Raw genomic sequence first — 26,292 nt, 5'->3', positions numbered from 1 at the left:
CGTACCCTGTCGTCGGCTGGCAGGAGGAGGTCGGTGACCTCCGGCAGGGCCGGTCATCCCCTTGACCGGCACCCAGGCCGTGGGACGCCCCTCGGACTGCATCTGCTCACCGCCGCCGTCCTGTGCACCGCCCTGATCGCCGCGGTGGTCGGGCTCAGCCTTCCGGCCCCGCTGCCGGTCGACGACCCGCTCGGCGGGCCGGTCCGCTTCGGCATCGCGGTGGCCGCCTTCGCCCTGTCCCAGTTGGCCCGGCTGCGGTTCCGAGCCGCCGCCGGCATGGTCAGCGTGACCTGGGCCGAGGCGGCACTGATCATCTGCCTCTGTCTGGTGCCGCCCGGTTGGCTGCCCGCCGCGGCCATGCTGGGGGTGTCCCTGGCCTGGACGGCCATGTCGATCGTGGATGAGGGGCGGACGACCTGGGAGGTAGCCCGCATCGCCGGGGCCCAGACCGCCGCGGTGGCGCTGGCGGTCGCGGTCACCACCGCCCTAGGTCAGCCGCTGCTGGCCCCCCTGACACCGGCCCTGGCGCTCACCGTCACCGCCGGGGCGGTCACCTATCTGCTGGCGGCCGCCGCGCTGGGCGGGGTCATGCTGTCGGTACGCCACGGGATGCCGATCGGCCGCCCGCTGCTCGCGGCGCTGCGCGGCAAGCTGCTGATGTTCGTCGGCAACCTCGTGGTCGGCGTACTCGTCGTGGTGCTCATCGAGATCGACCTGCGGTGGCTGTTGCTGCTGCCCCTGCTGCTGTGGCTGCTTCAGCAGACCTACCGGCAGCGACTGCGCGACGCGCGCGAGCGGCGGACCTGGCGGTCCTTGGCCGAGGCCACCTCCGCGCTCAACCAACTCGACGAGCGGGGGGTCGCGGTGGCCGGGGTCACCGGCGCGCTGACCCTGTTCGAGGCGGAGATCGTGGACGTGGAGGTGGCCGGGGCAGACGGCCGGTGGTGGCGCTACCGGGGCGATCCCAGCGGGCAGCTCGTAGACCGGGAGATACCCCCACCGGCCGAGGGCGGATCCGACTCGGAGGAACTGGTCCGTGACCTGTCGGTCGGGGACACCCGGGTGGGGCGGCTGCGGGTGCGGCTGCCGCGAACGGCCCCCTCCACCGGGCGGGAGCGCGACGCCCTGGCCGCCTACGCCGATGCCCTGGCCGGGGCTCTGCACGACGCGGCGACCTACCGGGAGCTGCGACTGGTCACCGCCCGTTCGTCGTACGAGGCGGTGCACGACCCGCTGACCGGGCTGGTCAACCGGGCGGCCCTGCTCAGCCAGGGCGACCAGGCGCTGCGGCGACTCGCGCACGACCGTCCGGTAGCCCTGCTGCTGCTCGACGTGGACCAGTTCAAGGAGGTCAACGACACCCTGGGGCACGCCGCCGGCGACCAGTTGCTGCGGCTGACCGCCGACCGGCTCAGCGGCCTGGCCCGCCCCGGTGACCTGCTGGCCCGCCTCGGCGGAGACGAGTTCGCGCTGCTGCTGACCTCGGTACCGGTGCTCGGGGACCACAGCGCCCCGATGGCGTACGCCCTGCGTCAGGCGCGGGAGGTGGCCGACCGGCTGGCCGCTCCGGCCGAGGTGGCCGGGGTACGGATGTCCGTGGAGGTGTCCGTCGGTGTGGTGGTGGCCACGGCCGGCACCGCCGACCTGACCGAGCTGCTGCGCCGCGCCGACATCGCCATGTACCAGGCCAAGTCCGGCGGCGGCAGTGTGGCCACCTACGACAGCGCGCGGGACGCGGCCAGCACGGACCAACTGGCCCTGCTGGCGGAGCTGCGGGAGGCTTTGCAGGCCGACGACCAACTGGTGCTGGTGTTGCAGCCCGCGGTGGACCTGACCACCGGTGCGCCGACCGGGGTGGAGGCGTTGATCCGCTGGCGGCATCCGCGCCGGGGCCTGCTCAGCCCCGCCGACTTCATCCGGGCGGTGGAGAACAGCGACCAGCTGGGCTGCTTCACCCGGTACGTGCTGGACAAGGCCTTGACGGTGGCCGCCAGCTGGGCCCGCGAGGGTCTGGACATCCCCATCTCGGTCAACCTCTCCGCCCGCAGCCTGCTGGACTCTCGGTTGCCCACCGAGATCGCCGAGGCGCTGCGTAGGCATCAGGTGCCGGCGGACCGGCTGGTCCTGGAGATCACCGAGACGGTGGTGATGAGCGAGCTGGAGGTCATCGACCAGGTGCTCACCGCCCTGCGGTCGATGGGTGTGCAACTGGCGGTCGACGACTTCGGCACCGGTTTCTCCTCCCTCAGCTTCCTCGCCCGGGTGGCCGTGGACGAACTCAAGGTGGACCGCTCGTTCGTGCTGCGGATGGGGGAGTCACCCGAGGCGGCCGCCATCGTGCGCCTCACCGTCGGGATGGCCCACGAGCTGGGCCTACGGGTGGTGGCCGAGGGCGTGGAGACTGCCGCCCAGCGCTCCGCCCTCACCGAGCTGGGCTGCACCGCAGCCCAGGGCTACCACTTCTTCAAGCCCATGCCCGCCGACAAGATCGCCGCCGTCCTGGGCTCCCTCTCCCGCAAGCCCCCCACCAACGTCCTCCCCCTCCGCGCCGACGACGCCTCCTAACCCGCCCCGCCTTACCCCGTTGATCATGAGGTTGGCGGCACTGTGGAGATCAACAAGTGCCGTCAACCTCATGATCAACGCCGTGAGGGGGGTGGGTGGGGGTGGGGGTGGGTAGGGTCGGGGGGTGAATCGACTCGTGGGGGCCACCAGTCCGTATCTGCTTCAGCATGCGGACAATCCGGTGGACTGGTGGCCTTGGTGTGAGGAGGCGTTCGCCGAGGCTCGGCGGCGGGACGTGCCGGTGCTGATCTCGGTTGGTTACTCCGCGTGTCACTGGTGTCATGTGATGGCGCACGAGTCGTTCGAGAACGAGGGCGTCGGTCGGCTGCTGAACGAGGGGTTCGTGTCGATCAAGGTGGATCGGGAGGAGCGGCCCGACGTCGACGCGGTCTACATGACCGCCACCCAGGCGATGACCGGCCAGGGTGGCTGGCCGATGACGGTCTTCGCTACGCCGGACGGCACCCCGTTCTACTGCGGGACGTACTTCCCCCGGGCGAACTTCATCCGCCTGCTCCAGTCGGTCAGCACCGCCTGGCAGGACCAGCGTGAGGCCGTACTGCGGCAGGGGGCCGCGGTGGTGGAGGCGATCGGCGGAGCCCAGGCCGTCGGTGGTCCCACCGCCCCGCTCACCGCCGACCTGCTCGACGCCGCCGCCAAGCAACTGGCCAACGAGTACGACGAGACCAACGGCGGATTCGGCGGGGCACCCAAGTTCCCGCCGCACCTGAACCTGCTCTTCCTGCTCCGCCACCACCAGCGCACCGCCTCGCCGCAGAGCCTGGAAATGGTCCAGCACACCTGCGAGGCGATGGCCCGGGGCGGCATCCACGACCAGCTCGCCGGTGGCTTCGCCCGGTACTCCGTGGACGCACACTGGACCGTGCCGCACTTCGAGAAGATGCTCTACGACAACGCCCTGCTGCTGCGGGTCTACACCCACCTGTGGCGGCTCACCGGCGATGCGCTGGCGCTGCGGGTGGCCCGGGACATCGCCCGCTTCCTCGCCGACGAGCTGCACCGACCCGGCCAGGGGTTCGCCTCCGCACTGGACGCCGACACCGAGGGAGTGGAGGGTCTCACCTACGCCTGGACCCCGGCCCAGCTGATCGAGGTGCTGGGGGAGGAGGACGGCCGCTGGGCCGCCGACCTGTTCGGCGTCACCGAGGCCGGCACCTTCGAACACGGCATGAGCGTGCTCAAGCTGGCCCGCGACGTGGACGACGCCGACCCGGCCGTGCGGCAGCGCTGGCAGGAGGTCGTACGCCGGCTGCTGGCCGCCCGGGACACCCGCCCCCAGCCGGCCCGTGACGACAAGGTGGTGGCCGCCTGGAACGGCCTGGCCGTCACCGCCCTGGCCGAGTTCGTCCGGCTGATGGAGACCTCCGGCCGGATCGGCACCGAGGGGGAGGCCAACCTGCTGGAGGGGGTCACCATCGTCGCCGACGGCGCGATGCGCGACACCGCGGAGTACCTGGCCCGGGTGCATCTGGTGGACGGGCGGCTGCGGCGCGCCTCCCGCGACGGTCAGGTCGGGGAACCGGCCGGGGTGCTGGAGGACTACGGCTGCGTGGCCGAGGCGTTCTGCGCCATGCATCAGGTCACCGGCGAAGGACGCTGGCTGGACTGGGCCGGGCAACTGCTGGACGCCGCGCTGGCCCACTTCGCCGCCCCCGACGGGGCCTTCTACGACACCGCGGACGACGCCGAACAACTCGTGGCCCGCCCCGCCGACCCGACCGACAACGCCACCCCCTCGGGACGTTCCGCGATCGCCGCCGCCCTGGTGGCCTACTCGGCGTTGACCGGGCAGACCCGCTACCGGGAGGCCGCCGAGGCGGCCCTGTCCACCATCGCGCCGATCGTCGGGCGGCACCCACGCTTCACCGGGTACGCGGCGGCCGTGGGGGAGGCGCTGCTCTCCGGGCCGTACGAGATCGCCGTGGTCACCGCCGATCCCGCCGGTGACCCCCTGGTCGCGGCGGCCCACCGGCACGCCCCGCCCGGTGCGGTGATCGTGGCCGGACATCCGGACCAGGTCGGCGTACCCCTGCTGGCCGACCGGGGGTTGCTCGACGGCCGGCCGGCGGCGTACGTCTGCCGGGGTTTCGTCTGCCAACGGCCGGTCGACACGGTCGAGGACCTGGTGGCGCAGCTGGGCTGAGCCGGATCCCCTGGCCGGTGCCTGCGCCGACCCCGATAGGCTGACGCCCGCTATGGATTCCCGTACCGGTCTGCCTGTTGTCGGCATGGTGGGTGGTGGCCAACTGGCCCGGATGACCCATCAGGCCGCGATCTCCCTCGGTCAGTCGCTGCGCGTGCTCGCGCTCACGCCGGACGACGGGGCGGCCCTGGTCGCCGCCGACGTCCAGTACGGCGACCACACCGACCTCGCCGCCCTGCGCACCTTCGCCAAGTCGTGTGACGTGGTCACCTTCGACCACGAGCATGTCCCGACCGAGCACATCCGTGCCCTGGCCGGCGAGGGGGTGAAGCTCTTTCCACCGGCGGAGGCCCTGGTGCACGCCCAGGACAAGCGGGTGATGCGGGAACGGCTCGACACCCTGGCGGCCCCGAATCCGGCCTGGCGGCCGGTCGAGTCGACGGCCGACCTGGTGGCCTTCGGCGACGAGGTGGGCTGGCCGGTCATGGTCAAGGCCGCCCGGGGTGGGTACGACGGCCGGGGAGTCTGGCCGGTCACCGACGCCGCGCACGCCACCGAGCTGGCGCAGACCCTGCTCGCCGGTGGCACGAAGCTGATCGTCGAGGAACGGGTGGCCCTGCGCCGGGAACTGGCCGTGCAGGTGGCCCGGTCCCCGTTCGGGCAGGTCGCCGTCTACCCCGTGGTGGAGACGGTGCAGCGCGACGGGATCTGCGTCGAGGTGCTGGCCCCGGCCCCCGGCCTGCCGGAGGAGTTGGCGGTGGCCGCCCAGCAGCTCGCCATCGACCTGGCCAGCGCCCTCGGCGTGGTCGGGCTGCTGGCGGTGGAGCTGTTCGAGGTCGCCGACGACTCCGCCCCCGCCGGCAGTCGGCTGCTGGTCAACGAGCTGGCCATGCGTCCGCACAACTCCGGCCACTGGACCATCGAAGGGGCCCGCACCTCCCAGTTCGAGCAGCATCTGCGGGCGGTACTGGACTACCCGATGGGCGACACCTCGCTGACCGCGCCGGTCGTGGTGATGGCGAACGTGCTCGGCGGTGAACCCGGCGGCATGCCCGTCGACGAGCGGCTGCACCACCTCTTCGCCGCCGAACCGGGCGCCCGGGTGCACCTCTACGGCAAGCAGGTACGCCCCGGCCGCAAGATCGGGCACGTCACCGTGCTCGGCGACGACCTGGACGAGGTACGCGCCCGCGCCGCGCGGGCGATGCGCTGGCTGCGCGACGGTACGGAGGAGGCAGCATGAGCACGGTCGGTGTGATCATGGGCAGTGACTCGGACTGGCCGACCATGAAGGCGGCCGCCGAGGTGCTCGCCGAGTTCGAGGTGCCGTACGAGGTAGAGGTCGTCTCCGCACACCGCACCCCGGTCAAGATGATCGACTACGGCCGGGCCGCCGCCGGGCGTGGCCTCAAGGTGATCATCGCGGGTGCGGGTGGGGCGGCTCACCTGCCCGGGATGATCGCCTCGGTCACGCCGCTGCCGGTGATCGGGGTGCCGGTGCCGCTGAGGCACCTCGACGGCCTGGACTCGCTGCTGTCCATCGTGCAGATGCCGGCCGGTGTGCCGGTGGCCACCGTGTCGATCGGCAACGCGCGCAACGCCGGACTGCTCGCGGTGCGCATCCTGGGTGCCTCCGACCCGGCCCTGCTCGACCGGATGTCGGCGTACCAGGCCGATCTGGAGCAGTTGGTCGCGGAGAAGGATGCGGCGCTGCGGGCTTCTCTGGCTTAGGTTTTTGCTGGTTGCGGTTGGGGCTGGGGGGCGACCGTCCCCGGCTCCGGGCGGTCAGGCTTGATCCCTGCGCCGGGCACGGTCGCCCCCAGCCCGCCGTGGGCGGGCTATCGGCGGCTGTCCAGGCTTCGTTTCGCCGTGGTGGCGGTTTCTGCTGCTGTGTATCCCGCCGTTTCGCCGGAGTGGCGGGTTCCTGGCCCTGTCTTCCCGCTGTTTCGGCGGGATGGTGGGCTGGCGGTGTTGGGGGTGGGGTTGACCTTGACATTGTGAGAAGGGGTGGACTGGGCGCGGGGGTGATCCGTCGTGGTCGAGTCGGAGCGGGGTATGCAGGCGGGGCGGGTGCGGGCGGGATTGGCGCACGGCAGTTCGTCGGTGCGGTTGCGGGTGGCGTTGGCGGCCGGGACTACTCCGGAGCCGCAGTTCGTGGACGTGCTCGTCGAGCGGTGTGGGGTCGAGCCGGAGTTCTTCGTGCGCGAGATGCTCACCTGGGCGCTCACCCGACAGTCGGCGTCCGTGACGGTCCCCCGGCTGATCGAGGAGCTGGACTCGGGGTCTGGGCAGGCACGCAGTCAGGCGTTGCACACGCTGTCCAAGATCGGGGACCGGCGGGCCTGGCCGGCGATCACGCCAGCGCTGCTGACGGACGCTGACGACGAGGTGGCACGCAGCGCCTGGCGGGCCGCGGTCGTACTCGTGCCGGAAGGTGAGTCATCCGGGTTGGTCCGGGTGCTGGCGTCGCAGCTCGGGCGTGGCGAGCGGGAGACCCAGTTGAGCCTCAGTCGGGCGCTGGTAGCGCTCGGCGAGGCGATCATGCCGGTGCTGCACGCCGCGATGACCGATCCTGACCCGCGGGTACGCCAGCACGCGATCGCCACCGAACGGCTCTGGCACGACCCGGACACCGGCTTCGACTTCGCCGTCGAGGAGGCGAAACGGATTGTGGCACTCGGCCCAGCCCGCCCGGAGACCTCCGACCCGGAGACTGGCAGCGAGGAAGCTGGCGGCAAGGAGACCGGCGGCGAGGAAGCTGGGTAGCCAGGAGGGGTACGGCCAGGAGGGGTGACCGGCGGTGTTGATCGGTGAGGTGGCCGGCAGGTCCGGGGTCAGTGCCCGGATGCTCCGGCACTACGAGGCCCTCGGGCTGCTGCGGCCGACAGGTCGTACCGGGACCGGCTATCGGGAGTACTCCGACGAGGACATCCGGCGGATCTTCCACATCGAGAGCCTGCGTTCACTGGGGCTGTCCCTGCGGGAGGTCCGGCGGGCCCTGGACGAACCCGGCTTCGCGCCCGCGGCACTGGTGGACGACCTCATCCGGCAGACCCGGGCACGCATCGCGGCCGAGACGGAACTGCTCACCCGACTGCGGCGGGTCGGTGCCGTGGAACCCGCCGACTGGGCCGAGGTGCTCCAGATTGTCGCCCTCCTGCAGGGACTGAGGTCGGACAGTCCGGGTGAACGCCAACGCGCGGCCCTGTCGTCGCGGCGAGCCACCCCGGTGCCGGTGGAGGCCCTGGTCGAGGCGGTGCTGAGCGAGGAGGACCCGAACGTCGCCGGAGCCCTGCGCTGGGCGTTGGCGCAGTCGAGCGACGGGGGACTGGCCCTGCTGGCGGAGGGCCTCGACGCACCGGGCGTCGAGGTACGCAGACGTGCCGTCGAAGCCATCGCCGAGATCCCGAGCGCTGCGGCGACCGTACTGTTGCGGGAGGCCCTGGCCAACGCGGACCTCGGGGTCGGCCGGTACGCGGCCCTGGCGCTCGGGGCCCGTGGGGTCGCCGAGGCGGTCCCCACCCTCGTCGACATGGTCGTCGAGGCGGTCGATGACGTCGAGGCCGCCGATGCTCTGAGCGTGTTGGCGGGGGAGGCGACCCTGGCGGATCAGATCGCCGCCCGGCTGGTCGGCCGCCTGGATGCCGCCGGTGATCCCGCCATCCGTCGACGGCTGGTGGCGGCGCTGGCGGACATCCCGGGGGACACCGCCACCCAGGCACTCACGGGCCTGACAGCAGACCCCGACCCGGTCGTCGCACACACCGCCGCCCACCTCCTCCGGCTGCGCGCCCAGCAGTGAGGCTGCGCGCCCAGCAGTGAGGCTGCGCGCCCAGCAGTGAGGCTGCGCGCCCAGCAGTGAGGCTGCGCGCCCAGCAGTGAGGCTGCGCGTCGAAGCGGTCAGGCTACAAGCAGGGCAGCGAGGCTGAGCGCGGAGCGAGTCATCAGGGCAGCGGGCAGGTCAGCGCATCCCTCGCAGGGCGGTCTGGAGGCGTTCCTGGGCGCGGCGACGGCGTTCGTTGCTGGCACCGAGGATCAGCAGCAGGAAGCCGACCGGGATCAACGCCAGCCACGGCCCGAGACTGAACAGGGCGTGCACCGCCGCGATGGCGGTCACCACCGCGCCCACGATCACTGGGGCCTGCTGCTGGCTCATCGACCCGAAGACCAGCACGGCTACCGCACCGAGCAGCAGCAGCACCTGGCGCAGGGTGCTCGAATCGGTCGCCAGCACGATCGCCAGGGTGGGTACGAAGGCGGCCACCAGCGCCGGCCCGTACGCCACCCAACTGCTCATGTCCGGTCGCTGCCGCAACTCCAGCACGCCGACCAGCAGGGCCAGGGCGGCGAAGGGCAGGGTGTACGCCTCGGGCAGGGCCACCTCGGCGACCCACATCAGGATCCACCAGGCGGTGATCTCGCAGATCACCACCGCCCAGAACAGGATCCGACGTTCCACCGGTCGACGCCCCGGCCGCATGGCCGCGATGCCGAGCATGGCACCCCAGCCGGCCAGCAGGGCGGCGATGTGCCGTGGTGAGTCGAAGGCCAGGGCCAGCGCGATCAGGGCGGCGGCATGGCCGCTCCATTCCACCGTGGCGGCCTCCACCCGTGCCTCGGGTCGACGCAGCCGGGGCAGTCGGGTGGCGAAGACCTGTAGGGCGGCACCCACCGCGAGCACCCCGAAGGCGGACCACACCGCCGCGAGCCCGGCCACCAGACCCGCCGTGAGCACGAAGAGTTGCGCCATCAGGGAGGCGAACAACCAGCCGAGGATCCGGGCCCGGGAGGTGGTGCCGAACAGGGCCGCCACCACGCCGACCCCGACGGCACCCCCGAGGCTCAGCAGGGTCAGGTCCCGGGTGGCTAGGCTGCCGGCCAGGCCCGCCCCGCCGGCCGCCAGGCCGATCAGGAAGACGAGTACCCGGGCCAGCCGCAACGAGCGGGCCCGCTCCACGAGGGAGGGTGGTGGGGTCAGGGCCAGCCCCAGCATCGAGATGGTGAACACCACCAGTGCGGCACGGGTGCTCGTCGGCCAGCCGCTGCCCAACGCGATCGGGGCGATCAACAGGGTGATCGCGGCACCGGGCAGCACCACCGGCACCGCCCGGGAGCGCCGACCCGCGCTGAAGCCGCTGGCCGCCAGCGCGGCCGTCATGGTCAGCAGCAGCGCGGTCAGCACATGGGTCGGGTTGACGGCCGCCGCCGGTGGGTCGAGCAACTCCGGCGGAGGGCCCTGCCAGACCTGACGGAGGGTACGGATCGGGTCCACCAGGGCGGCGATCAGCGCCGGAGCGATGGAGATCAGCGCCAGCAGGGTAGGCAGGGCGGCAGCGGCCAGGGCCCCCGCAGCCGGGCTGACCCGCCACCGACGGCGCAGCCCGTCATCCGGTGGCCGTCGGATCGCCCCGTCGAGCAGCACCGTCCAGCGGCGGACCGGCTGCATCGGATCGGCGGGCGGATCGGTGGCCTCCCGGACCAGTTCGGCGAGCACCCCCAGCAGAGCGGCCGCGGCGGCGTAGACACCGACCGGCAGACCAAGGGGTACGGCGGCCAGCGCGGTCACCACCGCACCGCCGACCACCCCGGCGCTGGCCCAGGGCAGATACTGCGGAACCTGCCAGCGGACTCCGGCGATCAGGGCCAGACCCAGGCTGGTGGCGGCCAGGCTGGCGGTGAGGATCGTCTGCGGGGCGTGCCCGAACTCGGCGGCCAACGCGGCCGTGGCACCCGGCAGGGCCAGCAGGGCCGCCCCCACGGCCGCCCCACCGATCTGCGCCAGATGCGGGGGCATCCCCTCGGTCCGGATGTCCTCGATGAGGGACCCAGCGGTCGTACGGGCCAGCCCGGCCACCGCCACACCGATCACCACGATGCTGGTCAAGGCCAGCGCCGTGGTCCAGGGCCGGACCAGGCCGGCACCGGCGGCATGCAGGGCGATCACCCCGGCGACGGTGATCCTGGACAGGGCCGCCCGGGGGTCGATGGCGGGGACGGCGGCCATCGCGTACACGGCGGCGACCATGCCTCCGATCAGGACCGGCGACCACCAGGACAGGTCGAAGGCGGCCGGTGCCCCGATGGTGGCGAGCACCACGGCCGCCCCGGACACGTCGTAGCGCCAGGGCGACGGCAGCAGGATGGCCGCGGCGAGCGCCAGCAGGGCCAGGGCGATCGGGCCCTGCCAGGTGGTGCCGCCGGTCGGAGCGGCCGGCCATCCACTGAGGTCGCCGTTCCAGATCGGGCCGGGGGTCGCCAGGACACCGACCCCACCCCGGAGGGCCATCCAGCCGGCCAGCAGGCCGATCAGCACCCCGCCGAGAGCCAGGCCGAGCACCGGACCGCGTCGCCACTGTTCCGGCATCGCCCGAGCGGCCACCGCGACGACCAGGACCAGCGCGGCGGCGACCGCCAGCTGCCCGCCGGGGGCGAGCACCGTGCCGATCCGCAGCAGGGTGGCGACCAGGGCCGCGGTCACCGCGGCGGCGGCCAGGTCGGAGCCGTCCATCGTCAGGTCGGCGCGTCGGCCGGCGTCGATCGACGGGGCCAGGAACAGCAGGACGGCGGAGACCAACAGCAAGGCGCTGACCCAGGCGTCGGCCACGGTGGCACCGGGTGAACCGAATCCGGCCGCCGCGACCACCAGGGCGCCCAGGCCGGTGCCGACCGACAGGGGCACCGGAATATTCCGCTGGGACACCTGCACGATCGCGGTGTAGCCGAGGGTGACGCAGACGGCCAGGAAGCTGGCAGCCAGCACCGGTACAGTCGCCGCCTGGAGACTGGCCGGGGTCAGGGCCGGTTCGTCGGGGGCCAGGGTGGCGACGAAGGCGGCCACCGCCCCGGGCAGGGCGAACGCCGCCCCGCCGGCCGCCCAGGCCGAGATCTCGTCGGCGGCGGCCGGTGCCACCCTGATCCGGGGGGCCACCGCGATCAGCACCCCGGCCAGGACGAGGGTGAGCAGTACGGCGGCGGTCAGAGCGGGTCGGGCCAGTGCCGCCCCGGCGCCGACCAGACCGACCCCGGCAGCCGCCACCGCGTGCGCCAGGGCGGCCCGATTCGTCCGGGCCGACAACCCGATCGCCCCGATGGCGATCGCGGTGAGCACCATCGGCCAGGGCGCCATCGCCCAGCTCAACCCGAAGGATGCGGGTACGGCCAGGGCGGTCAGCGCGGCACCGGTCACCGCGAACTCGCGGCGGATCTCCGGGGGCAGGGCCACCACGGCCGCCACGGTCAGCAGGAAGGCGCTGGCGGCCAACTGCCAGGCGGCCGGTCCCACCGCGGCGGCCAACTCGGCCGGGTACCGGTCGAGGTCCGCCGCCCAGGCCGGTAGGGCGGCCTGCACGGGCGCGATCCCGGCGCGCAGGGCGCTGCCGGCGACCACCACTCCGCTGACGGTCAGCGCCACCGCGCTGGCCAGTTGTGGCCCGCGTCGGGCGGACTCCGGCACCGCCCGTACCACCAGGCCGGTGGCGGCGATGACGGCCGCGATCAGCAGCAGGGAACGGCCCGGCAGCGCCACCGAGGCGATCCGGCCGAGGGCGCCGATGACGGCCAGGGTGAGCACCCCCGCGCCGATGTCGGGCAGCGGTGGACGCCGCAGCAGCAGGGTGCCGACCAGGCACACGGCGGCGGCCAGCAGCAGCACCAGACCGGCGCCGGTGGCGCCCGGCACGGTGTCGGTGCGCAGCAGGGCGGTCACCGCGTACCCGAGGGCCAGTACGACGGCGACCCCGTGCAGGGCCCAGGTCAGCTCCCGCAGCCCCGGCACCGGTCGTACCGACGGGGCGACCGGGGTGCCGGCGGTGGGGTCGATCACCTCACCGGCTTCCTCCGGCGCACCCTCGGGACGCCCGTCGGCCTGCCGCTGGCGGGGGGTGCTCGCCTGATCCGGGGCCGTCTCCGGCACCGGTTCGACGACCGGCTGTTGCACCGTGATCGGGGACCGGGCCAACCAGAGGTCCAGCACGGCCACCACGGTCAACACCAGGGCCCAGCCGGCCGGGCCGCTGACCTGCTCGTACGCCAACAGCGGGACCACCGGCTGGGCGGCCAGCACGGCGGCGAAGCGGGGGGCGCGCAGCCGGGTCAGTCCGGCGTATCCGACGGAGACCGCGGCGGTCACCGCGAAGATCACCCCGGCGAAGATCGCCCCGGAGCCGTCGCCGCCGATCCGGTCCACCGCCCACAGCGCGTACCCGGCTAGCGGAACCAGCAGCAGCCCCACCGCGGCGATGGTCTCCGCGGTGGAGGTCAGCCCGCGCCGGGTCAGCACCGGCGGGGCGAGCAGCATGAGGATGGTGGCCAGCAGCAGGATGCCCAGGCGGGTCAGGGCGTCCATCGAGCTGGTAGCGAGCACGGCGAAGACCACCGCAGCCACACCGAGCAGCAGGGCACCCAGGCCCAGGGGAATGTTCTGGACCTCCCGCGAGGAGGCCTCCGGGGGGTGCTCCGGGTCGTCGGCGTCAAGCCACACCGGGGTGGTCGGCGGCAGATCCTCCGTACCGGCGGAGGGGCCCTGCCGGGGCACCCGTGGTGGCGGTGGATCGCCCCCGGCCGGCTTGCCGCGTACCGGTGGGACCGTGGCGCCCCCCGGCGACTTGTACGCCGGTCGACGGCGCAGCACCCGACGCGGGCGGTTGGTCTGCTTGACCCGGCCCTCACCTACGCTGCCGGCGTGGGCCAGGGTGTCCCGCTGGAAGATCGCGGCCTGCATCTTGGAGGCCAGTTGCCGTTGTTCGCTGGCGATGGCGGCCTCACGGGCCTTCATCTCCGCGATGGACCGCTCGATCTCCGCCAGATGCTCGGCCCACTGTGGCTGGTGGGCACCGCAGCGCGGGCAGCGGACCGCTGGCTTGATCTCCCGGCCGCACGAGGAGCACTGAAAGGTCGCCACGACACCCCTCCACCCACACTGTGGATTCCCACTGTCGCAGCATGCCCAATGCGCGCCCGGAATTCGACACTTGTCGGCGGGTCACCCCCACCCGACAACCGCACCCACCCCCGAATCGCCCCCAAAACTGCCACCCCACACCCCTGGCCAAGGGGCCGTGGAAGTCAGGTTTTCCGGGGGAGCCCACCCGCGCAGGGATCAAGCCTGACCGCCCGGAGCGGGTGGGCTCCCTCGGAAAACCCACCCGACAACCAAGATCAGGGCCGACCCAACCCCCGGTACTCCCAGCCAGCCTGCGTCCACAGTGTCGAGTCCAGGCAGTTGCGGGCGTCGATCACCCGTCGTCCGGTGACCAGTTCACCCAGGGCGTTCGGGTCGGCGTTGCGGAAGTCGGCCCATTCGGTGAGTACGCAGACCAGGTCGGCGTCGGTCACCGCCTCGGCCATGCCGGCTTCGTAGGTGAGTTCGGGTGCGGCTCGGCGGGCGTTGTCGACGCCTTGGGGGTCGTAGACGTGGACGTCGGCTCCGGCTTTGTGTAGCAGGGCGGCGACGGCGAGGGCGGGGGCGTCGCGTACGTCGTCGGTGTTGGGTTTGAAGGTGGCGCCGAGCACGGCGATGCGGGTGCCGGACAGGTCGGGGCCGGCGGGGCCGTAGCGGCGGTCGAGGAGTTCGGCGGCGAGGTGCAGCACCCGGGTACGGCGGCGCAGGTTGATCAGGTCTACTTCGTGCAGGAAGCGCAGTGCCTCGCCGGCGCCGAGTTCCTGGGCGCGGGCCTGGAAGGCGCGGATGTCCTTGGGTAGGCAGGCGCCGCCGAAGCCGAGGCCGGCTTGGAGGAACCGGTTGCCGATGCGGGGGTCGTAGCCGATGGCTCGGGCCAGTTGGGTGACGTCGCCGCCGGCCACCTCGCAGACCTCGGCCATCGCGTTGATGAAGGAGATCTTGGTGGCCAGGAAGGCGTTCGCGGCTACCTTGACCAGCTCGGCGGTGGCGAAGTCGGTGACCACCAGGGGGACCTCACGGTCCTCGGTGGCGGCCAGGTCGAAGACCCCCTTGTGGGCGGCGTAGAGCATGCTGTTGGCCCACTCGCTCTTGACGCCGACCACGATCCGGTTCGGGCGCAGTACGTCGTCGACCGCGAAGCCCTCCTGGAGGAACTCCGGGCTCCAGGCGACCTCGATCCCCAGGTCGGCGGAGGCGTGCTTGTCGACCAGTTGCTCTACCCAGTCGGCGGTGCCCACCGGGACGGTGGACTTGCCGACGATCAACGCCTTGCGGGTCAGGTGCCGGGCCAGGTTGGTCACCGACGCCTCGACGTACGACAGGTCGGCGCCCATGCCGTCGGCGCGCTGGGGGGTGCCCACGCAGATGAAGTGCACGTCACCGAAGTCGGCGGTCTCGGCGATGTCCGTGCTGAACCGCAGGCGTCCGGCGGCCAGGTTGCGTCGCAGCAGCTCGTCCAGGCCGGGTTCGTGGATCGGCACCTCGCCGGCGTTCAGCTTGGCGATCTTGTCCGGGTCGACGTCGTACCCGAGCACCTCGTAGCCGAGTTCCGCGTAGCAGATGGCGTACGTCGCACCGAGATAACCGGTGCCGAGGAAGGTCACCCGAGGGCGGGGAGCACCCGAGGGGGGCGTCACCGCGGCGAAGGCGGGCATCGGCTGAGTGGTCGGATACGGGATGGTCACGCCTGTCTCTCCGCTCGCACTGGCGGCGCGCAATCGCGTCGCGTTCCGCAGCGGCGCCTGGCCCGGCACCGGAGGGGAAATTCCTATGGTTCTGTCATCCATCATCGCCGAGCGGCGTCGTGCTTCGGGAAGACCAAGCCTACGCGCCGGTAACATCGGCTGAGCTGTAGTCGCTATCCTTCAGTCTGCGCGGTGGGCGTCTCTGTGACGCTACAGACAGCGCATGATAGCCGTGAAGGGGAGGGGCCGACATGGCCGCAGATCAGTCGTTCGACGCATATCGGTTGCCCGAGGAGCATGAGGCGATCCGGGAGGCGGTCCGTGAGGTCTGCGCGGCGAAGGTGGCACCACACGCCGCTGAGGCGGACGAGACCGGAGAGTTCCCGAAGGCCTCGTATGACGCCCTACGTGCCGCAGACTTCCACGCCCCGCACATCCCGGTCGAATACGGCGGCGCCGGGGCGGACGCCCTGGCCACCGCCATCGTGATCGAGGAGGTGGCGCGGGCCTGTGCCTCGTCCTCCCTCATCCCGGCGGTGAACAAGCTGGGCACCATGCCCCTGCTGCTGGCCGGTTCTGAGGAGTTGAAGCGCCGGTACCTGACCCCGGTCGCGGCCGGCGAGGCGATGTTCTCGTACTGCCTGTCCGAGCCGGAGGCCGGCAGCGACGCGGTGTCGATGACCACTCGGGCGGTCCGTGACGGTGATCACTGGGTGCTCAACGGCGTGAAGCGGTGGATCACCAACGCCGGTGTCTCCGAGTTCTACACCGTCTTCGCGGTCACCGACCCGGGCGCCCGCTCCCGGGGCATCTCCGCCTTCGTGGTCGAGAAGTCCGACCCGGGGGTCAGCTTCGGGGCCCCGGAGAAGAAGCTCGGCATCAAGGGCTCCCCGACCCGCGAGGTCTACCTGGACAACGTGCGGATTCCGGCGGACCGGATGATCGGCGCCGAGGGCACCGGCTTCGCCACCGCGATGCAGACCCTGGACCACACCCGGGTCACCATCGCCGCCCAGGCTGTCGGCATCGCCCAGGGCGCGCTCGACTACGCCAAGGGATACGTGGCCGAGCGCAAGCAGTTCGGCAAGGCGGTCGCGGAGTTCCAGGGAGTGCAGTTCATGCTCGCCGACATGGGCATGAAGCTGGAGGCCGCTCGGCAGCTCACCTACGCCGCCGCCGGTCGCTCCGAGCGCGGCGACGCCGACCTTACCTACTTCGGCGCGGCAGCCAAGTGCTTCGCCTCAGACGCCGCCATGGAGATCACCACCGACGCGGTACAACTGCTCGGCGGCTACGGCTACACCCGGGACTACCCGGTCGAGCGGATGATGCGCGACGCCAAGATCACCCAGATCTACGAAGGCACCAACCAGGTCCAGCGCATCGTAATGGCCCGCCAACTCCTGAAGCCCTAACCCGCAACCCTCCCTCCCCACCCACCCCGGTTACCCCCGTTGATCATGAGGTTAGCGGCAGATGTCGATCTCCAGAGTGCCACCAACCTCATGATCAACCCGGGCTGGGGTGGGGGTGGGGGCGGGGGTGGGGTTAGTGGGGGGTGTTGTCTTGGCGGGGGAGGTTGCCGGGTGGGGCTGACCAGGGGGAGGTGTGGCCGGTGCGGCGGGGGAGTGGTTCGGTCGGGGTGGGGTCCGGGTAGCCGAGGCTGAGGGGGCCGGTGTCCTGGTCGTTCGGCTCCGGCGACCAGTCGGTCAGGGTCTGCTCGGGGTCCGGGGTGGCCGGGGGTGGGGTCGAGGTCGGCGCCGGTGCGGCGGTGGTTGGCTGTGGCCAGCGGCGCCAGCGTTGGCCGCTGAAGGTCGCCACCAGCAGCAGCATGCCGATCAGGAACAGGGTGCCGTTCTCCACCGGTAGCCGCAGCGGCAGCGGGTCGCCGAGAAACTCCCAGTCCGCCGGGATGCGGTCCCGCACCCGGAACGGCGTGACGAACATCCCGATGTACGGGGTGACCAGCAGCAGCCCGGCCACCAGCGCGCCGAGCGGTGAGATGCGCAACGTGCCCAGCAGGCCCAGCACGATGCCGCCGACGGCCAGGTAGACGGCTGGCTCGATGAGATTGGCCGTGTTCGCGGTGCCGATCTCCACCCACCGGTTCACCGTGCCGGCCGACCCGTCCTGTCCGAGAGTGACCAACACCCAGGTGACCGGCGCCACCACCAGACCGGCGAGGAAGCTCCACAGATGTCGCATCCGCGCACCGTACCGTTTTCGACATGACCGAGCACCCCTCCGCCATGCCAGGTAAACCGACGTCGTACTCCCGGGTCACGCTCAGTCGGATCATGACCGCGATCGACGTGAACCTCTACGGAACCGTGCACGGCGGCGTGTTGATGAAGTTCGTCGACGACGTGGCCGGCGCGGCGGCAGCCCGGCACAGCGGTGGTACGGCGGTCACCGCCGCCATCGACGAGATCGTCTTCTCCGAGGCGGTCCGGGTGGGGGACCTGGTGCACGCGTACGCCCAGGTGAACTGGACCGGGCAGACCTCGATGGAGATCGGCGTACGGGTGATGGCCGAGCGCTGGGACTCGGCCGAGCAGGAGCCGGTGCGGGTGGCCACCGCGTACCTCGTCTTCGTCGGCGTCGAGGTCGACGGGGCGCCACGGCCGGTCCGGCCGGTGCTGCCGGAGACCCCGGAGGACCAGCGGCGCTGGCGGGAGGCGGAGATCCGCCGGGAGCACCGCCTGGCCCGCCGTCGCGCCATCCAGGCCCATCGGGCCGGGTGAGGCCTTAGCTGGGTGAGCGGCCTCGGCCCGGCTGCGTCCCACCCGGGCGGGGCTGCTCGTGTGGTGCGGGCACATGCGTCCGGCGGGCCCGGCTGCGGAGAATGGCGCTTCGGGTAGGGCAAGATGGCGCCACGGCCCATGGCACAGCGCCGTGCCGGGCCAGGGGAGGAGTGAGCAGTGACTGACGTGCTGTGGACGCCGCCGGCGGACGTGCTTCAACGGTCACGCATCGGGGCTTACCTGCGCTGGCTGGCCGAGCACCGTGGGTTGGAGTTCGCCGACTACGAGGCACTCTGGCAGTGGTCGGTGACCGATCTGGACGCCTTCTGGCGCTCGATCTGGGACCACTTCGAGGTCATCGCGCACACCCCGCCGACGGCCACAATGTCCGGTCGGGAGATGCCCGGCACCCGCTGGTTCCCCGGCGCCACCCTCAACTACGCCGAGAACGTGCTGCGGATGCCCGGTCGGGCCGACGAGGATCCGATCGTGCTCGCGTACGGGCAGACCCGGGAGCCGGAGGTGTTGACCGCCGGACAACTGCGCGACCAGGTCCGCCGGGTGGCCGCCGGGCTGCGCCGCCTCGGCGTCAGCACCGGCGACCGGGTGGCGGCGTACGCACCGAACATCCCCGAGACGTACGTGCTGATGTTGGCCACCGCGAGCCTGGGGGCGATCTTCTCCTCCTGCGCGCCGGAGTTCGGTACCCGCAGCGTCACCGACCGCTGGCAGCAGATCGAACCCAAGGTGCTGGTGGCGGTGGACGGCTACCGCTACGGCGACAAGCCGGTGGACCGGTCGGCGGAGGTGGCCGCGATCCGGGCGGCCCTGCCGTCGCTGCGGCACACCGTCGGCATCTCCTACCTGGACCCGGCGGCGGCCCCGCCGGACGGTGCCCTGTCCTGGGCCGAGTTGGCGGCGGCCACCGACGAGCCGTTGACCTTCACCCCGGTGCCCTTCGACCATCCGCTGTACGTGCTCTACTCCTCCGGCACCACCGGCCTGCCCAAGCCGATCGTGCACGGGCATGGCGGCATCCTGCTGGAGCACCTGAAGATGCTCGCCCTGCATCACGACCTGGGCCCGGCGGACCGGTTCTTCTGGTTCACCACCACCGGCTGGATGATGTGGAACTTCCTGGTCTCCGCCCCGGCGGTGGGTGCGGCGATCGTGCTGTTCGACGGCAACCCGGGCCACCCCGATCTGGGCGCCCTGTGGCGGCTGGCGCAGGAGTCCGGCACCACCTACTTCGGCACCTCCGCGCCGTTCCTGCTGGCCTGCCGCAAGGCCGGCCTGGTGCCCCGCGAGATCGCCGACCTGTCCGCGCTGCGCGGGGTCGGCTCCACCGGTGCGCCCCTGCCCGCGGAGGGCTTCACCTGGGTGTACGACACCGTCGGCAGCGACCTGCAACTCCAGTCCCTGTCCGGGGGCACGGACGTGTGCACCGGCTTCGTCGGCGGGGTGCCGCTGCTGCCGGTGTACGCCGGTGAGATCACCTGCCGGGCCCTGGGTGCCAAGGTCGAGGCCCGCTCGGCCGACGGCACTCCGGTGCTCGGTGAACTCGGCGAGCTGGTGATCACCGAGCCGATGCCGAGCATGCCGGTGGGCTTCTGGAACGACCCGGACGGGGTCCGCTACCGGGAGGCGTACTTCGACGTGTACCCGGGGGTGTGGCGGCACGGCGACTGGATCACCGTCAACTCGCGCGGCGGTTGTGTGATCACCGGCCGCTCGGACGCCACCCTGAACCGGGGCGGGGTACGGCTGGGTACCGCCGAGTTCTACTCCGTGGTGGAGGCCCTGGACGAGGTCGTCGACTCGGTGGTGGTGCACCTGGAGGACGACGAGGGCGGCGCCGGTGAACTGCTGCTGTTCGTCGTACTCGCCGACGGGCTGACCCTGGACGACGAGCTGCGCAAGAAGATCTGCCGGGAGCTGCGTACCGCCCTGTCCCCCCGGCACGTCCCCGACGAGATCCACCAGGTCCGCGCGGTCCCCCGCACCCTGTCCGCCAAGAAGCTAGAGGTCCCGGTCAAGAAGATCCTCACCGGCACCCCGGTGGACCAGGCCGCCGCCAAGGGCGCCCTGGCCAACCCCGAGTCCCTCACCGCCTTCGCCACCCTCGCCCACCACCGCACCCCCTAACCCCTCCACCCCACCCCCACCCCAGTCCGGGTTGATCATGAGGTTAGCGGCACTCTAAAGATCGACAACTGCCGCTAACCTCATGATCAACGGGGTCGGGCCGAGCGGGAGGTGGGGCGGGGTGGGGTGGGTGGGGTTAGGGGAGGGTGTGGGTGGTGTGTTCGGTGGACCGGCGGGTGGGGAGGAGGGTGGGGTCGGGGTGGGCGCAGAGGACGAGGGTGGCGTTGGCGGTCAGAGGGGCCAGTAGCCAGTCGAGGGGGTCCGGGTAGCGGTCCACGTCGATCAGGACCCGATCGGCCGGGGAGATGCCCAACTCGGCGGCGCGCGCCGTCGCCCGGTCGATGAGCGCGGTGTGCGCCGGGCCACCCGGGGGGTACGCCCCGAAGTGGTCGCCGTGCACCCGTACCTCGGTCACGTAGTCGGCGAAGCCGGCCGGCACCTCCCGCAGCGGCAGGGCGAACGGATGCAACCCCAGGGCGTACCGGTCGCCGGCCGACCAGGCTTCCGCCTCGACGATCCGGTCCGTGGCGGCGAAGAGCACCTCCGCCGCACCCGGCTGATCCGCCACGGTCAGTCCGGCAGCCCAGCAACCCAGAAGTACGGCGGCGGTCTGCCAGTGCGGCGGAAGCAGTACGGCGGCGGTGTCACCGGGCCCCAGCCCCACCTCGTCGGTGAGCAGGTTGGCCGTCTTGGCCACCCAGTTCGCCAGGGTCGCGCCGGACAGCTCGGTGCGCTCGCCGGTGGCGTCGTCGTACCAGGTCAGCAGGGGTCGATTCGGGTCGGTCGCGATCGCGTCGGCGAACACCCGGGCAATGTTGTCGGCCATCGGGGCGAACGATACGCGGCCGGCGACCGTACCCGATGGCAGCGACAAGTCGGCGTACGGTCGGGTCGCAGTCAACGTCCACACCCGGCTCCGGCGTAGGCTTGCCGGAAAGTGTTGTATCCCACAATCCCGCCATCGCAAGGAGTCGCCCCGTGACCGCCGGCCGCCCGCCCCGCGTGCTCATCGACGCCACGAGTGTCCCCGCCGACCGTGGCGGCGTCGGTAGATACGTCGATGGCCTGCTCGGCGCCCTCGGCAAGGTGTGCGGGTCGGCGGTGGACCTGGTCGTGGTCAGCCTCCGTACCGACCTGGAGCGCTATCGCCGGATGCTGCCCGGTGCCGAGATCGTTCCCGCCCCCGCCGCCGTCGCGCACCGTCCCGCCCGGCTGGCCTGGGAGCAGACCGGCCTGCCGCTGCTCGCCCAGCAGGTGGGTGCGGAGGTGCTGCACGCGCCCTTCTACACCTGCCCGTTGCGGGCCGGATGTCCGGTCACCGTCACTGTGCACGACGCGACGTTCTTCACCGAGCCGGAGCACTACGACAAGTCCCGCCGGACCTTCTTCCGTAGTGCGATCAAGACCTCGCTGCGCCGCGCCGACCGGGTGATCGTGCCGAGCAAGGCCACCCGGGACGAGTTGATCCGGCTGCTGGACGCCGACCCGACCCGCATCGACGTGGCGTACCACGGGGTCGACCAGGCGGCCTTCCACGCCCCCGGCGACGAGGAGAAGGCCCGGGTACGCGCCCGACTCGGCCTGGGCAGCAGCAGCTATGTCGCCTTCCTCGGGGCCAAGGAGCCGCGCAAGAACGTACCTAACCTGATTCGGGGCTGGGCCCGGGCGGTGGCCGACCGGCAGGACCCGCCCGCCCTGGTGGTGGCCGGTGGCCAGGGGCACGACGACGACATCGATCGGGCGGTGGCCGAGGTGCCCTCGCATCTGCGGCTGCTGCGTCCCGGCTATCTGCGCTACGCCGACCTGCCCGGCTTCCTCGGTGGTGCCCTGGTCGCCGCCTACCCCTCGTACGGTGAGGGTTTCGGGTTGCCGATTCTGGAGGCGATGGCCTGCGCCGCTCCGGTGCTCACCACCCCCCGGCTGTCGCTGCCCGAGGTCGGTGGCGACGCGGTGGCCTACACCAGCGAGGACCCGGACCAGATCGCGGTCGACCTGGCCGCTCTGCTCGACGACGAGCCGCGTCGGCTGTCGCTGGCGAAGGCCGGCTTCGACCGGGCGAAGGAGTTCACCTGGGAGTCCAGCGCCGAGGTGCACATCGCCGCCTGGTCCCGGGCCCGGTCCTGAGGTCGGCAACCCCGACGCCCGCTGCGGGCGGTTCGGGCATGATGTCCTGGTGATCTATGTCGTCATTCCGGCGGGTGGCAGCGGCACAAGGTTGTGGCCGCTGTCCCGGGCCGGGCACCCCAAGTTTCTCCACCCCTTCACCGGTACGTCCGCCTCGCTGCTCCAGGCGACGGTGCAGCGGGCCGCGCCGCTGACCACCCCGGAGCGGACCATGGTGGTCACCGGGGCGGCCCACGCCGCGGCCGTGGCCCGCCAGCTGACCGGTCTGCCGGAGGAGAACATCCTGGTCGAGCCCTCGCCCCGGGACTCCTGCGCGGCCATCGCGTTGGCCGCGGCGGTGATCGCCGTACGGGATCCGGACGCGGTGATGGGCTCCTTCGCCGCCGATCACCTGATCGGTGACCCGCAGAGCTGGGTGCAGACCGTCGAGGCGGCGATCCGCGGCGCCGAGCAGGGGCTGCTGATGACGGTCGGGATCACCCCGACCCGGCCGGAGACCGGCTACGGCTACCTGCAGACCGGCGAACCGGTCGGTGAGGGTCCGATGCGGCCGGTCACCGAGTTCAAGGAGAAGCCGAACGCCGAGGTGGCCGAGGCGTACCTGCGCTCCGGTCGTTACCTGTGGAACGCCGGCATGTTCGTCTGGCGGGTGTCGGCGTTCCTGGCCGAACTGGCTCGCCAGCAGCCCGCCCTGCACGCCGGGGTGACCAGCATCGCGGCGGCCTGGGGCAGCGAGCAGCAGGACGAGGTACTCGGTGCGATCTGGCCGACCTTGCCGAAGATCTCCGTCGACTACGCGGTGATGGAGGGCGCGGCCGGGGCGGGCCGGGTGGCGACCGTACCGGGTGACTTCCGGTGGAACGACGTCGGTGACTTTCACACCCTCGGTGAGGTGCTGCCGGCCGACGCCGACGGCAATGTGGTGCTCGGGATGGACGACAATGCCGAGGTGCTGCTGCGCGACAGCAGCGGCATGGTGGTGGTGCCGCAGTCCGGCCGGCTGGTGGCCGGCATCGGGGTGCACGACCTCATCGTGGTCGACACCGCCGACGCCCTGCTCGTCTGCCCGCGTGACCGGGCCCAGGACGTCAAGGGGATCGTGGACGAACTCAAGGAGCGGGGCGAGGAGAAGCTCGTCTGAACGCGGCCCGGCCCGGTGCCACCAGCCGGGCCGTCCCGCCGGCCAGCGGATCTGGCAGCTGGTCCGGCGGGAACCAGCCGAGGGCCTCGGACTCCGTGCTGACCTGGGCCACCGCCCCCGGCGGGGCGAACACCGCGAAGCGTACGTCGTGGTGCAGTGACCCGCCCTGGCAGCTGACCGGGTGCACGTCCACGTCGATCGGCACCGGGTCGATCCACAGTCCGGTGATGCCGGACTCCTCGGTGGCCTCCCGCAACGCGGCACCGGCCAGGGTCCGGTCGCCCGGCTCGCAGTGCCCGCCGAGCTGCACCCACATGCTCAGCTTGCCGTGCAGGCAGAGCAGCACCTCGGTACCGGTCGAGTCGAAGACCAGGGCGCTGGCGGTGAGATGCCCGGCCTTGTGCGTCCGCTGCATGGCGACCGCCCCGACACCCAGCAACCCCAGGGTCAGATCCCGAGCCTGCGCCGCCTCCGCCGAAGTCGGCTCCCACCCACGAAGCACAGCCACCGCATCCCCATGCAACGCCCCCCACCCATCCACACCCCCACCCTAACCACCCCCTCCTGACCCGCGCTGACCCGCGCTGACCCGCGCTGACCCGCGCTGACCCGCGCTGACCCGCGCTGACCCGCGCTGACCCGCGCTGACCCGCGCTGATCATGAGGCTGGCGGCACTCGTCGATCTTCGAGGTGCCGCCAACCTCATGATCAACGGGCTGGGAACGGGTGAGGGCTGGTTAGAGGGCGAGGGTGGCGGCGGCGGTGGTGTGGGCGGGGGGTGGGAGGAGTTGGGAGGGGACGCCTTCGGCGGCCAGGGCGGTGCGGAGGCGTTGTACGTCGGTGCCGAAGCGGACCAGTTGGACCGGGCCTACCGGGGTGGGTGGGGAGCAGAGCACCAGCGCGGTGGCCTCGGCGGGCCACCCGGGCACGGTGGCGACCAGGCTGGTGCGTACGTCGTGGTCGGTCACCTGGGTGAAGACCGTGCCGGGAGCGACCACCCCGGCGACCGCGGCGATCGCCCGGTCGACCGCTGAGGGATCGGGTGGGGTCTCGCCCGGACGGTCGGCCAGGAGGGCGGCGGCGGCCAGCCCGGCTGCCTTCGCCTCGGCGGTGCCGAGCGCGAACAGGTCCATCTCGGCGTCCCGGACCAGCACCTTGGCCCCTGCGCCGTCGTCGGGCAACGGCGCAGTCAGGTAGCCCCGGATCACCGCCACCGGCATCTGGTCACACTTGCCCTTGATCAGCTCGCCGGCCGCGGCCAGTTCGTCGGCCACCGCCATCTGGGTCAGCACCAACTCGTTGCCGTACGGGTCGACCTCGCCCCGGTGATCGCGGATGGCCGCCATCCCGGCCACCCCCAGGGCCACGTCGGTCAGCCCGTTGCGCCAGGGTCGGCCCGAGGTGTCACTGATGATCACGGCCACTTGGACGCCGTACCGGTCCCGCAGGGCGGCCCGCAGCGCCCGGGCCGAGGCGTCCGGATCCTCGGGGAGCAGCACCAGTCGTGTCTTGTCGACGTTGGAGGCGTCGATGCCGGCCGAGGCCATCACGAAGCCGTGCTGGGTCTGCACGATCCGGGTGGCTCCCCGGGTGGCCACCACCCGTACGGTCTCGGCCGCCAGGATCTCGTCCCGGGCGGCCTGCCGCTCCGGCCCGTCGGCCGGGACGTCCACCAGCCGTCCCTCGGCCTTGGAGACGATCTTGCTGGTCACCACGAGCACATCGCCGTCGCGCAGCCAGGGCGCCGCCGTCGCGATCAAAGCGGCCAGGTCGTCACCCTCAGCCACATGGCCGATGCCGGGCACCGGCAGGATCTCCAGTTTCATGCCATCTCCACTGCGGCGCGCACCATCGCCACCGTCGCCGCCTCGTCGATCATCCGCAATGGTGCCGCGCGTACGGTCACCTGCGGCACCACTGTCTGCGCATCCTCTTCGGCCACCAGCCAGCCGTCGAGCAGCCCACCTGCCGTCCGGGCGCCGTACAACTGCCCGACCCCGGCCGCGCTGCACTCCACCCCGACCACCGCCAGGCACCGATCGGCCATGCCCCGCACCGGCGCGCCACCAATGATCGGTGACACCCCCACCACGGGCGCCGGCCCGGTCGTGACCGCCTCCCGTACGCCCGCCACGGCCAGAATCGGCGTGATGCTGACCACCGGATTGCTCGGCGCGATCAGCACCACATCCGCCTCGGCGATCGCCTCGGCCACGCCGGGCGCCGGCTTCGCCGCCTCGGCCCCGACGAAGACGAACCGGTGGGTCGGCAACTGCGCCCGATGCCGTACCCACCACTCCTGGAAATGGATCGCCTGCTGCCCGCCGCCGAAGCCGCCGGCAGCTGCGGGGCTCGCAAGCTCACTCCTCGCACTCACGATCACATGGGTTTCGAGGCGGTCGTTGGTCGCCGGGAGCAGCCGTACGCCGGGTTGCCAGCGGGTCGCCAGCGCCTCGGTCACCTGGTGCAGGGGGTAGCCCGCGTCCAGCATGGTGGTGCGGACCAGATGGGTGGCGAGGTCCTTGTCGCCCAGCCCGAACCAACCGGGCTCGGCGCCGTACGCGGCCAACTCCTCCTTGACCGTCCAGGTCTCCCCGGTCCGGCCCCAGCCCCGCTCCGGGTCGGCGCCCCCGCCCAGGGTGTACATGACACTGTCCAGATCCGGGCAGACCCGCAGCCCGTGCAGGCGGAGATCGTCACCGACGTTGACTACCGCGGTGACCTCCGCTCCCACCTCCTGGGCATAGGCCCGCACCCCGAGTAGGAAGCGGGCTCCGCCGATGCCCCCGGTCAGAACCACGATGCGCATCCGACCATCCTCGCT

At 72.1% G+C, this 26,292-nt stretch carries 18 protein-coding genes; 11 read left to right on the top strand and 7 right to left on the bottom strand.

Translation table 11 applies throughout. The features are described 5' to 3' along the window. Window positions 1-33: 33 nt before the first annotated feature. The 6 genes from ACGFIK_RS03905 to ACGFIK_RS03880 all read left to right on the top strand — a co-directional run bounded on the left by ACGFIK_RS03905 (window position 34) and on the right by ACGFIK_RS03880 (window position 8,531). The gene (locus tag ACGFIK_RS03905; protein WP_393337548.1) at window positions 34-2,565 is read left to right on the top strand and encodes a putative bifunctional diguanylate cyclase/phosphodiesterase; all 2,532 of its coding nucleotides are present in this window, start codon (window positions 34-36) and stop codon (window positions 2,563-2,565) included. Between the two features lie 124 nt (window positions 2,566-2,689). Next, window positions 2,690-4,729: a thioredoxin domain-containing protein gene (locus ACGFIK_RS03900; protein WP_327022660.1), complete on the top strand. Its 2,040-nt coding sequence runs from the start codon at window positions 2,690-2,692 to the stop codon at window positions 4,727-4,729. 52 nt (window positions 4,730-4,781) lie between these two features. After that, window positions 4,782-5,972 (top strand): 5-(carboxyamino)imidazole ribonucleotide synthase, encoded by a 1,191-nt coding sequence (locus tag ACGFIK_RS03895; RefSeq protein WP_327022659.1) that lies wholly within the window; start codon window positions 4,782-4,784, stop codon window positions 5,970-5,972. Further along, the gene (purE, locus tag ACGFIK_RS03890; protein WP_327022658.1) at window positions 5,969-6,460 is read left to right on the top strand and encodes a 5-(carboxyamino)imidazole ribonucleotide mutase; all 492 of its coding nucleotides are present in this window, start codon (window positions 5,969-5,971) and stop codon (window positions 6,458-6,460) included. The genes ACGFIK_RS03895 and purE overlap by 4 nt, the downstream gene beginning before the upstream one ends. Before the next feature lie 324 nt (window positions 6,461-6,784). Next, window positions 6,785-7,495 carry a HEAT repeat domain-containing protein gene (locus ACGFIK_RS03885; RefSeq protein ID WP_327027256.1) on the top strand — a complete coding sequence of 237 codons (711 nt, stop codon included), beginning with the start codon at window positions 6,785-6,787 and terminating at the stop codon, window positions 7,493-7,495. Window positions 7,496-7,529: 34 nt separating this feature from the next. Continuing rightward, on the top strand, window positions 7,530-8,531 hold the full coding sequence (locus ACGFIK_RS03880; RefSeq protein ID WP_327022657.1) for a MerR family transcriptional regulator: 1,002 nt from the start codon (window positions 7,530-7,532) through the stop codon (window positions 8,529-8,531). Between the two features lie 159 nt (window positions 8,532-8,690). Here ACGFIK_RS03880 and ACGFIK_RS03875 read toward each other — a convergent pair whose 3' ends face one another. Further along, on the bottom strand, window positions 8,691-13,628 hold the full coding sequence (locus ACGFIK_RS03875) for an SCO7613 C-terminal domain-containing membrane protein (RefSeq protein ID WP_327022656.1): 4,938 nt from the start codon (window positions 13,626-13,628) through the stop codon (window positions 8,691-8,693). A gap of 257 nt (window positions 13,629-13,885) precedes the next feature. Then, window positions 13,886-15,313 (bottom strand): UDP-glucose/GDP-mannose dehydrogenase family protein, encoded by a 1,428-nt coding sequence (locus tag ACGFIK_RS03870; protein ID WP_327022655.1) that lies wholly within the window; start codon window positions 15,311-15,313, stop codon window positions 13,886-13,888. 251 nt (window positions 15,314-15,564) lie between these two features. Between ACGFIK_RS03870 and ACGFIK_RS03865 the strand changes: the two genes are divergently transcribed. Further along, complete coding sequence (locus tag ACGFIK_RS03865; RefSeq protein WP_327022654.1) at window positions 15,565-16,728, top strand: acyl-CoA dehydrogenase family protein; 1,164 nt, start codon at window positions 15,565-15,567, stop codon at window positions 16,726-16,728. Between the two features lie 133 nt (window positions 16,729-16,861). On the opposite strand, the gene ACGFIK_RS03860 is transcribed toward ACGFIK_RS03865, so the two are convergent. Beyond that, window positions 16,862-17,518, bottom strand: a complete 657-nt coding sequence (locus tag ACGFIK_RS03860; protein ID WP_327022653.1) for a hypothetical protein — start codon at window positions 17,516-17,518, stop codon at window positions 16,862-16,864. Between the two features lie 23 nt (window positions 17,519-17,541). Between ACGFIK_RS03860 and ACGFIK_RS03855 the strand changes: the two genes are divergently transcribed. Next, window positions 17,542-18,057 (top strand): hotdog domain-containing protein, encoded by a 516-nt coding sequence (locus ACGFIK_RS03855; RefSeq protein WP_327022652.1) that lies wholly within the window; start codon window positions 17,542-17,544, stop codon window positions 18,055-18,057. A 177-nt stretch (window positions 18,058-18,234) separates the two neighbouring features. Then, window positions 18,235-20,202: an acetoacetate--CoA ligase gene (locus tag ACGFIK_RS03850; protein ID WP_327022651.1), complete on the top strand. Its 1,968-nt coding sequence runs from the start codon at window positions 18,235-18,237 to the stop codon at window positions 20,200-20,202. Window positions 20,203-20,338: 136 nt separating this feature from the next. On the opposite strand, the gene ACGFIK_RS03845 is transcribed toward ACGFIK_RS03850, so the two are convergent. Beyond that, window positions 20,339-21,028: a TIGR03089 family protein gene (locus ACGFIK_RS03845; protein WP_327022650.1), complete on the bottom strand. Its 690-nt coding sequence runs from the start codon at window positions 21,026-21,028 to the stop codon at window positions 20,339-20,341. Between the two features lie 152 nt (window positions 21,029-21,180). On the opposite strand from ACGFIK_RS03845, the gene ACGFIK_RS03840 reads away from it, so the two are divergent. Together ACGFIK_RS03840 and ACGFIK_RS03835 are read left to right on the top strand one after the other, a co-directional pair. Then, window positions 21,181-22,326: a glycosyltransferase family 4 protein gene (locus ACGFIK_RS03840; protein WP_393337540.1), complete on the top strand. Its 1,146-nt coding sequence runs from the start codon at window positions 21,181-21,183 to the stop codon at window positions 22,324-22,326. A gap of 49 nt (window positions 22,327-22,375) precedes the next feature. Then, window positions 22,376-23,467 (top strand): sugar phosphate nucleotidyltransferase, encoded by a 1,092-nt coding sequence (locus tag ACGFIK_RS03835; RefSeq protein ID WP_327022648.1) that lies wholly within the window; start codon window positions 22,376-22,378, stop codon window positions 23,465-23,467. Here the strand turns inward: ACGFIK_RS03835 and ACGFIK_RS03830 are convergent. The 3 genes from ACGFIK_RS03830 to cofD form a co-directional block, all read right to left on the bottom strand. Then, window positions 23,436-24,008 carry an NUDIX hydrolase gene (locus tag ACGFIK_RS03830; protein WP_393337537.1) on the bottom strand — a complete coding sequence of 191 codons (573 nt, stop codon included), beginning with the start codon at window positions 24,006-24,008 and terminating at the stop codon, window positions 23,436-23,438. The two genes, ACGFIK_RS03835 and ACGFIK_RS03830, sit on opposite strands and share 32 nt — an antisense overlap. A 197-nt stretch (window positions 24,009-24,205) precedes the next feature. Further along, window positions 24,206-25,294: a coenzyme F420-0:L-glutamate ligase gene (locus tag ACGFIK_RS03825; protein WP_327022646.1), complete on the bottom strand. Its 1,089-nt coding sequence runs from the start codon at window positions 25,292-25,294 to the stop codon at window positions 24,206-24,208. After that, window positions 25,291-26,277: a 2-phospho-L-lactate transferase gene (cofD, locus tag ACGFIK_RS03820; protein WP_393337533.1), complete on the bottom strand. Its 987-nt coding sequence runs from the start codon at window positions 26,275-26,277 to the stop codon at window positions 25,291-25,293. Before cofD ends, ACGFIK_RS03825 begins: the two co-directional genes overlap by 4 nt. Window positions 26,278-26,292: the final 15 nt, after the last annotated feature.

Source organism: Micromonospora sp. NPDC048871 (assembly GCF_043198155.1).
GTDB lineage: Bacteria > Actinomycetota > Actinomycetes > Mycobacteriales > Micromonosporaceae > Micromonospora.
Note: the sequence above shows the minus strand (reverse complement) of the source record. Positions and strands in the feature narration are given on the sequence as shown.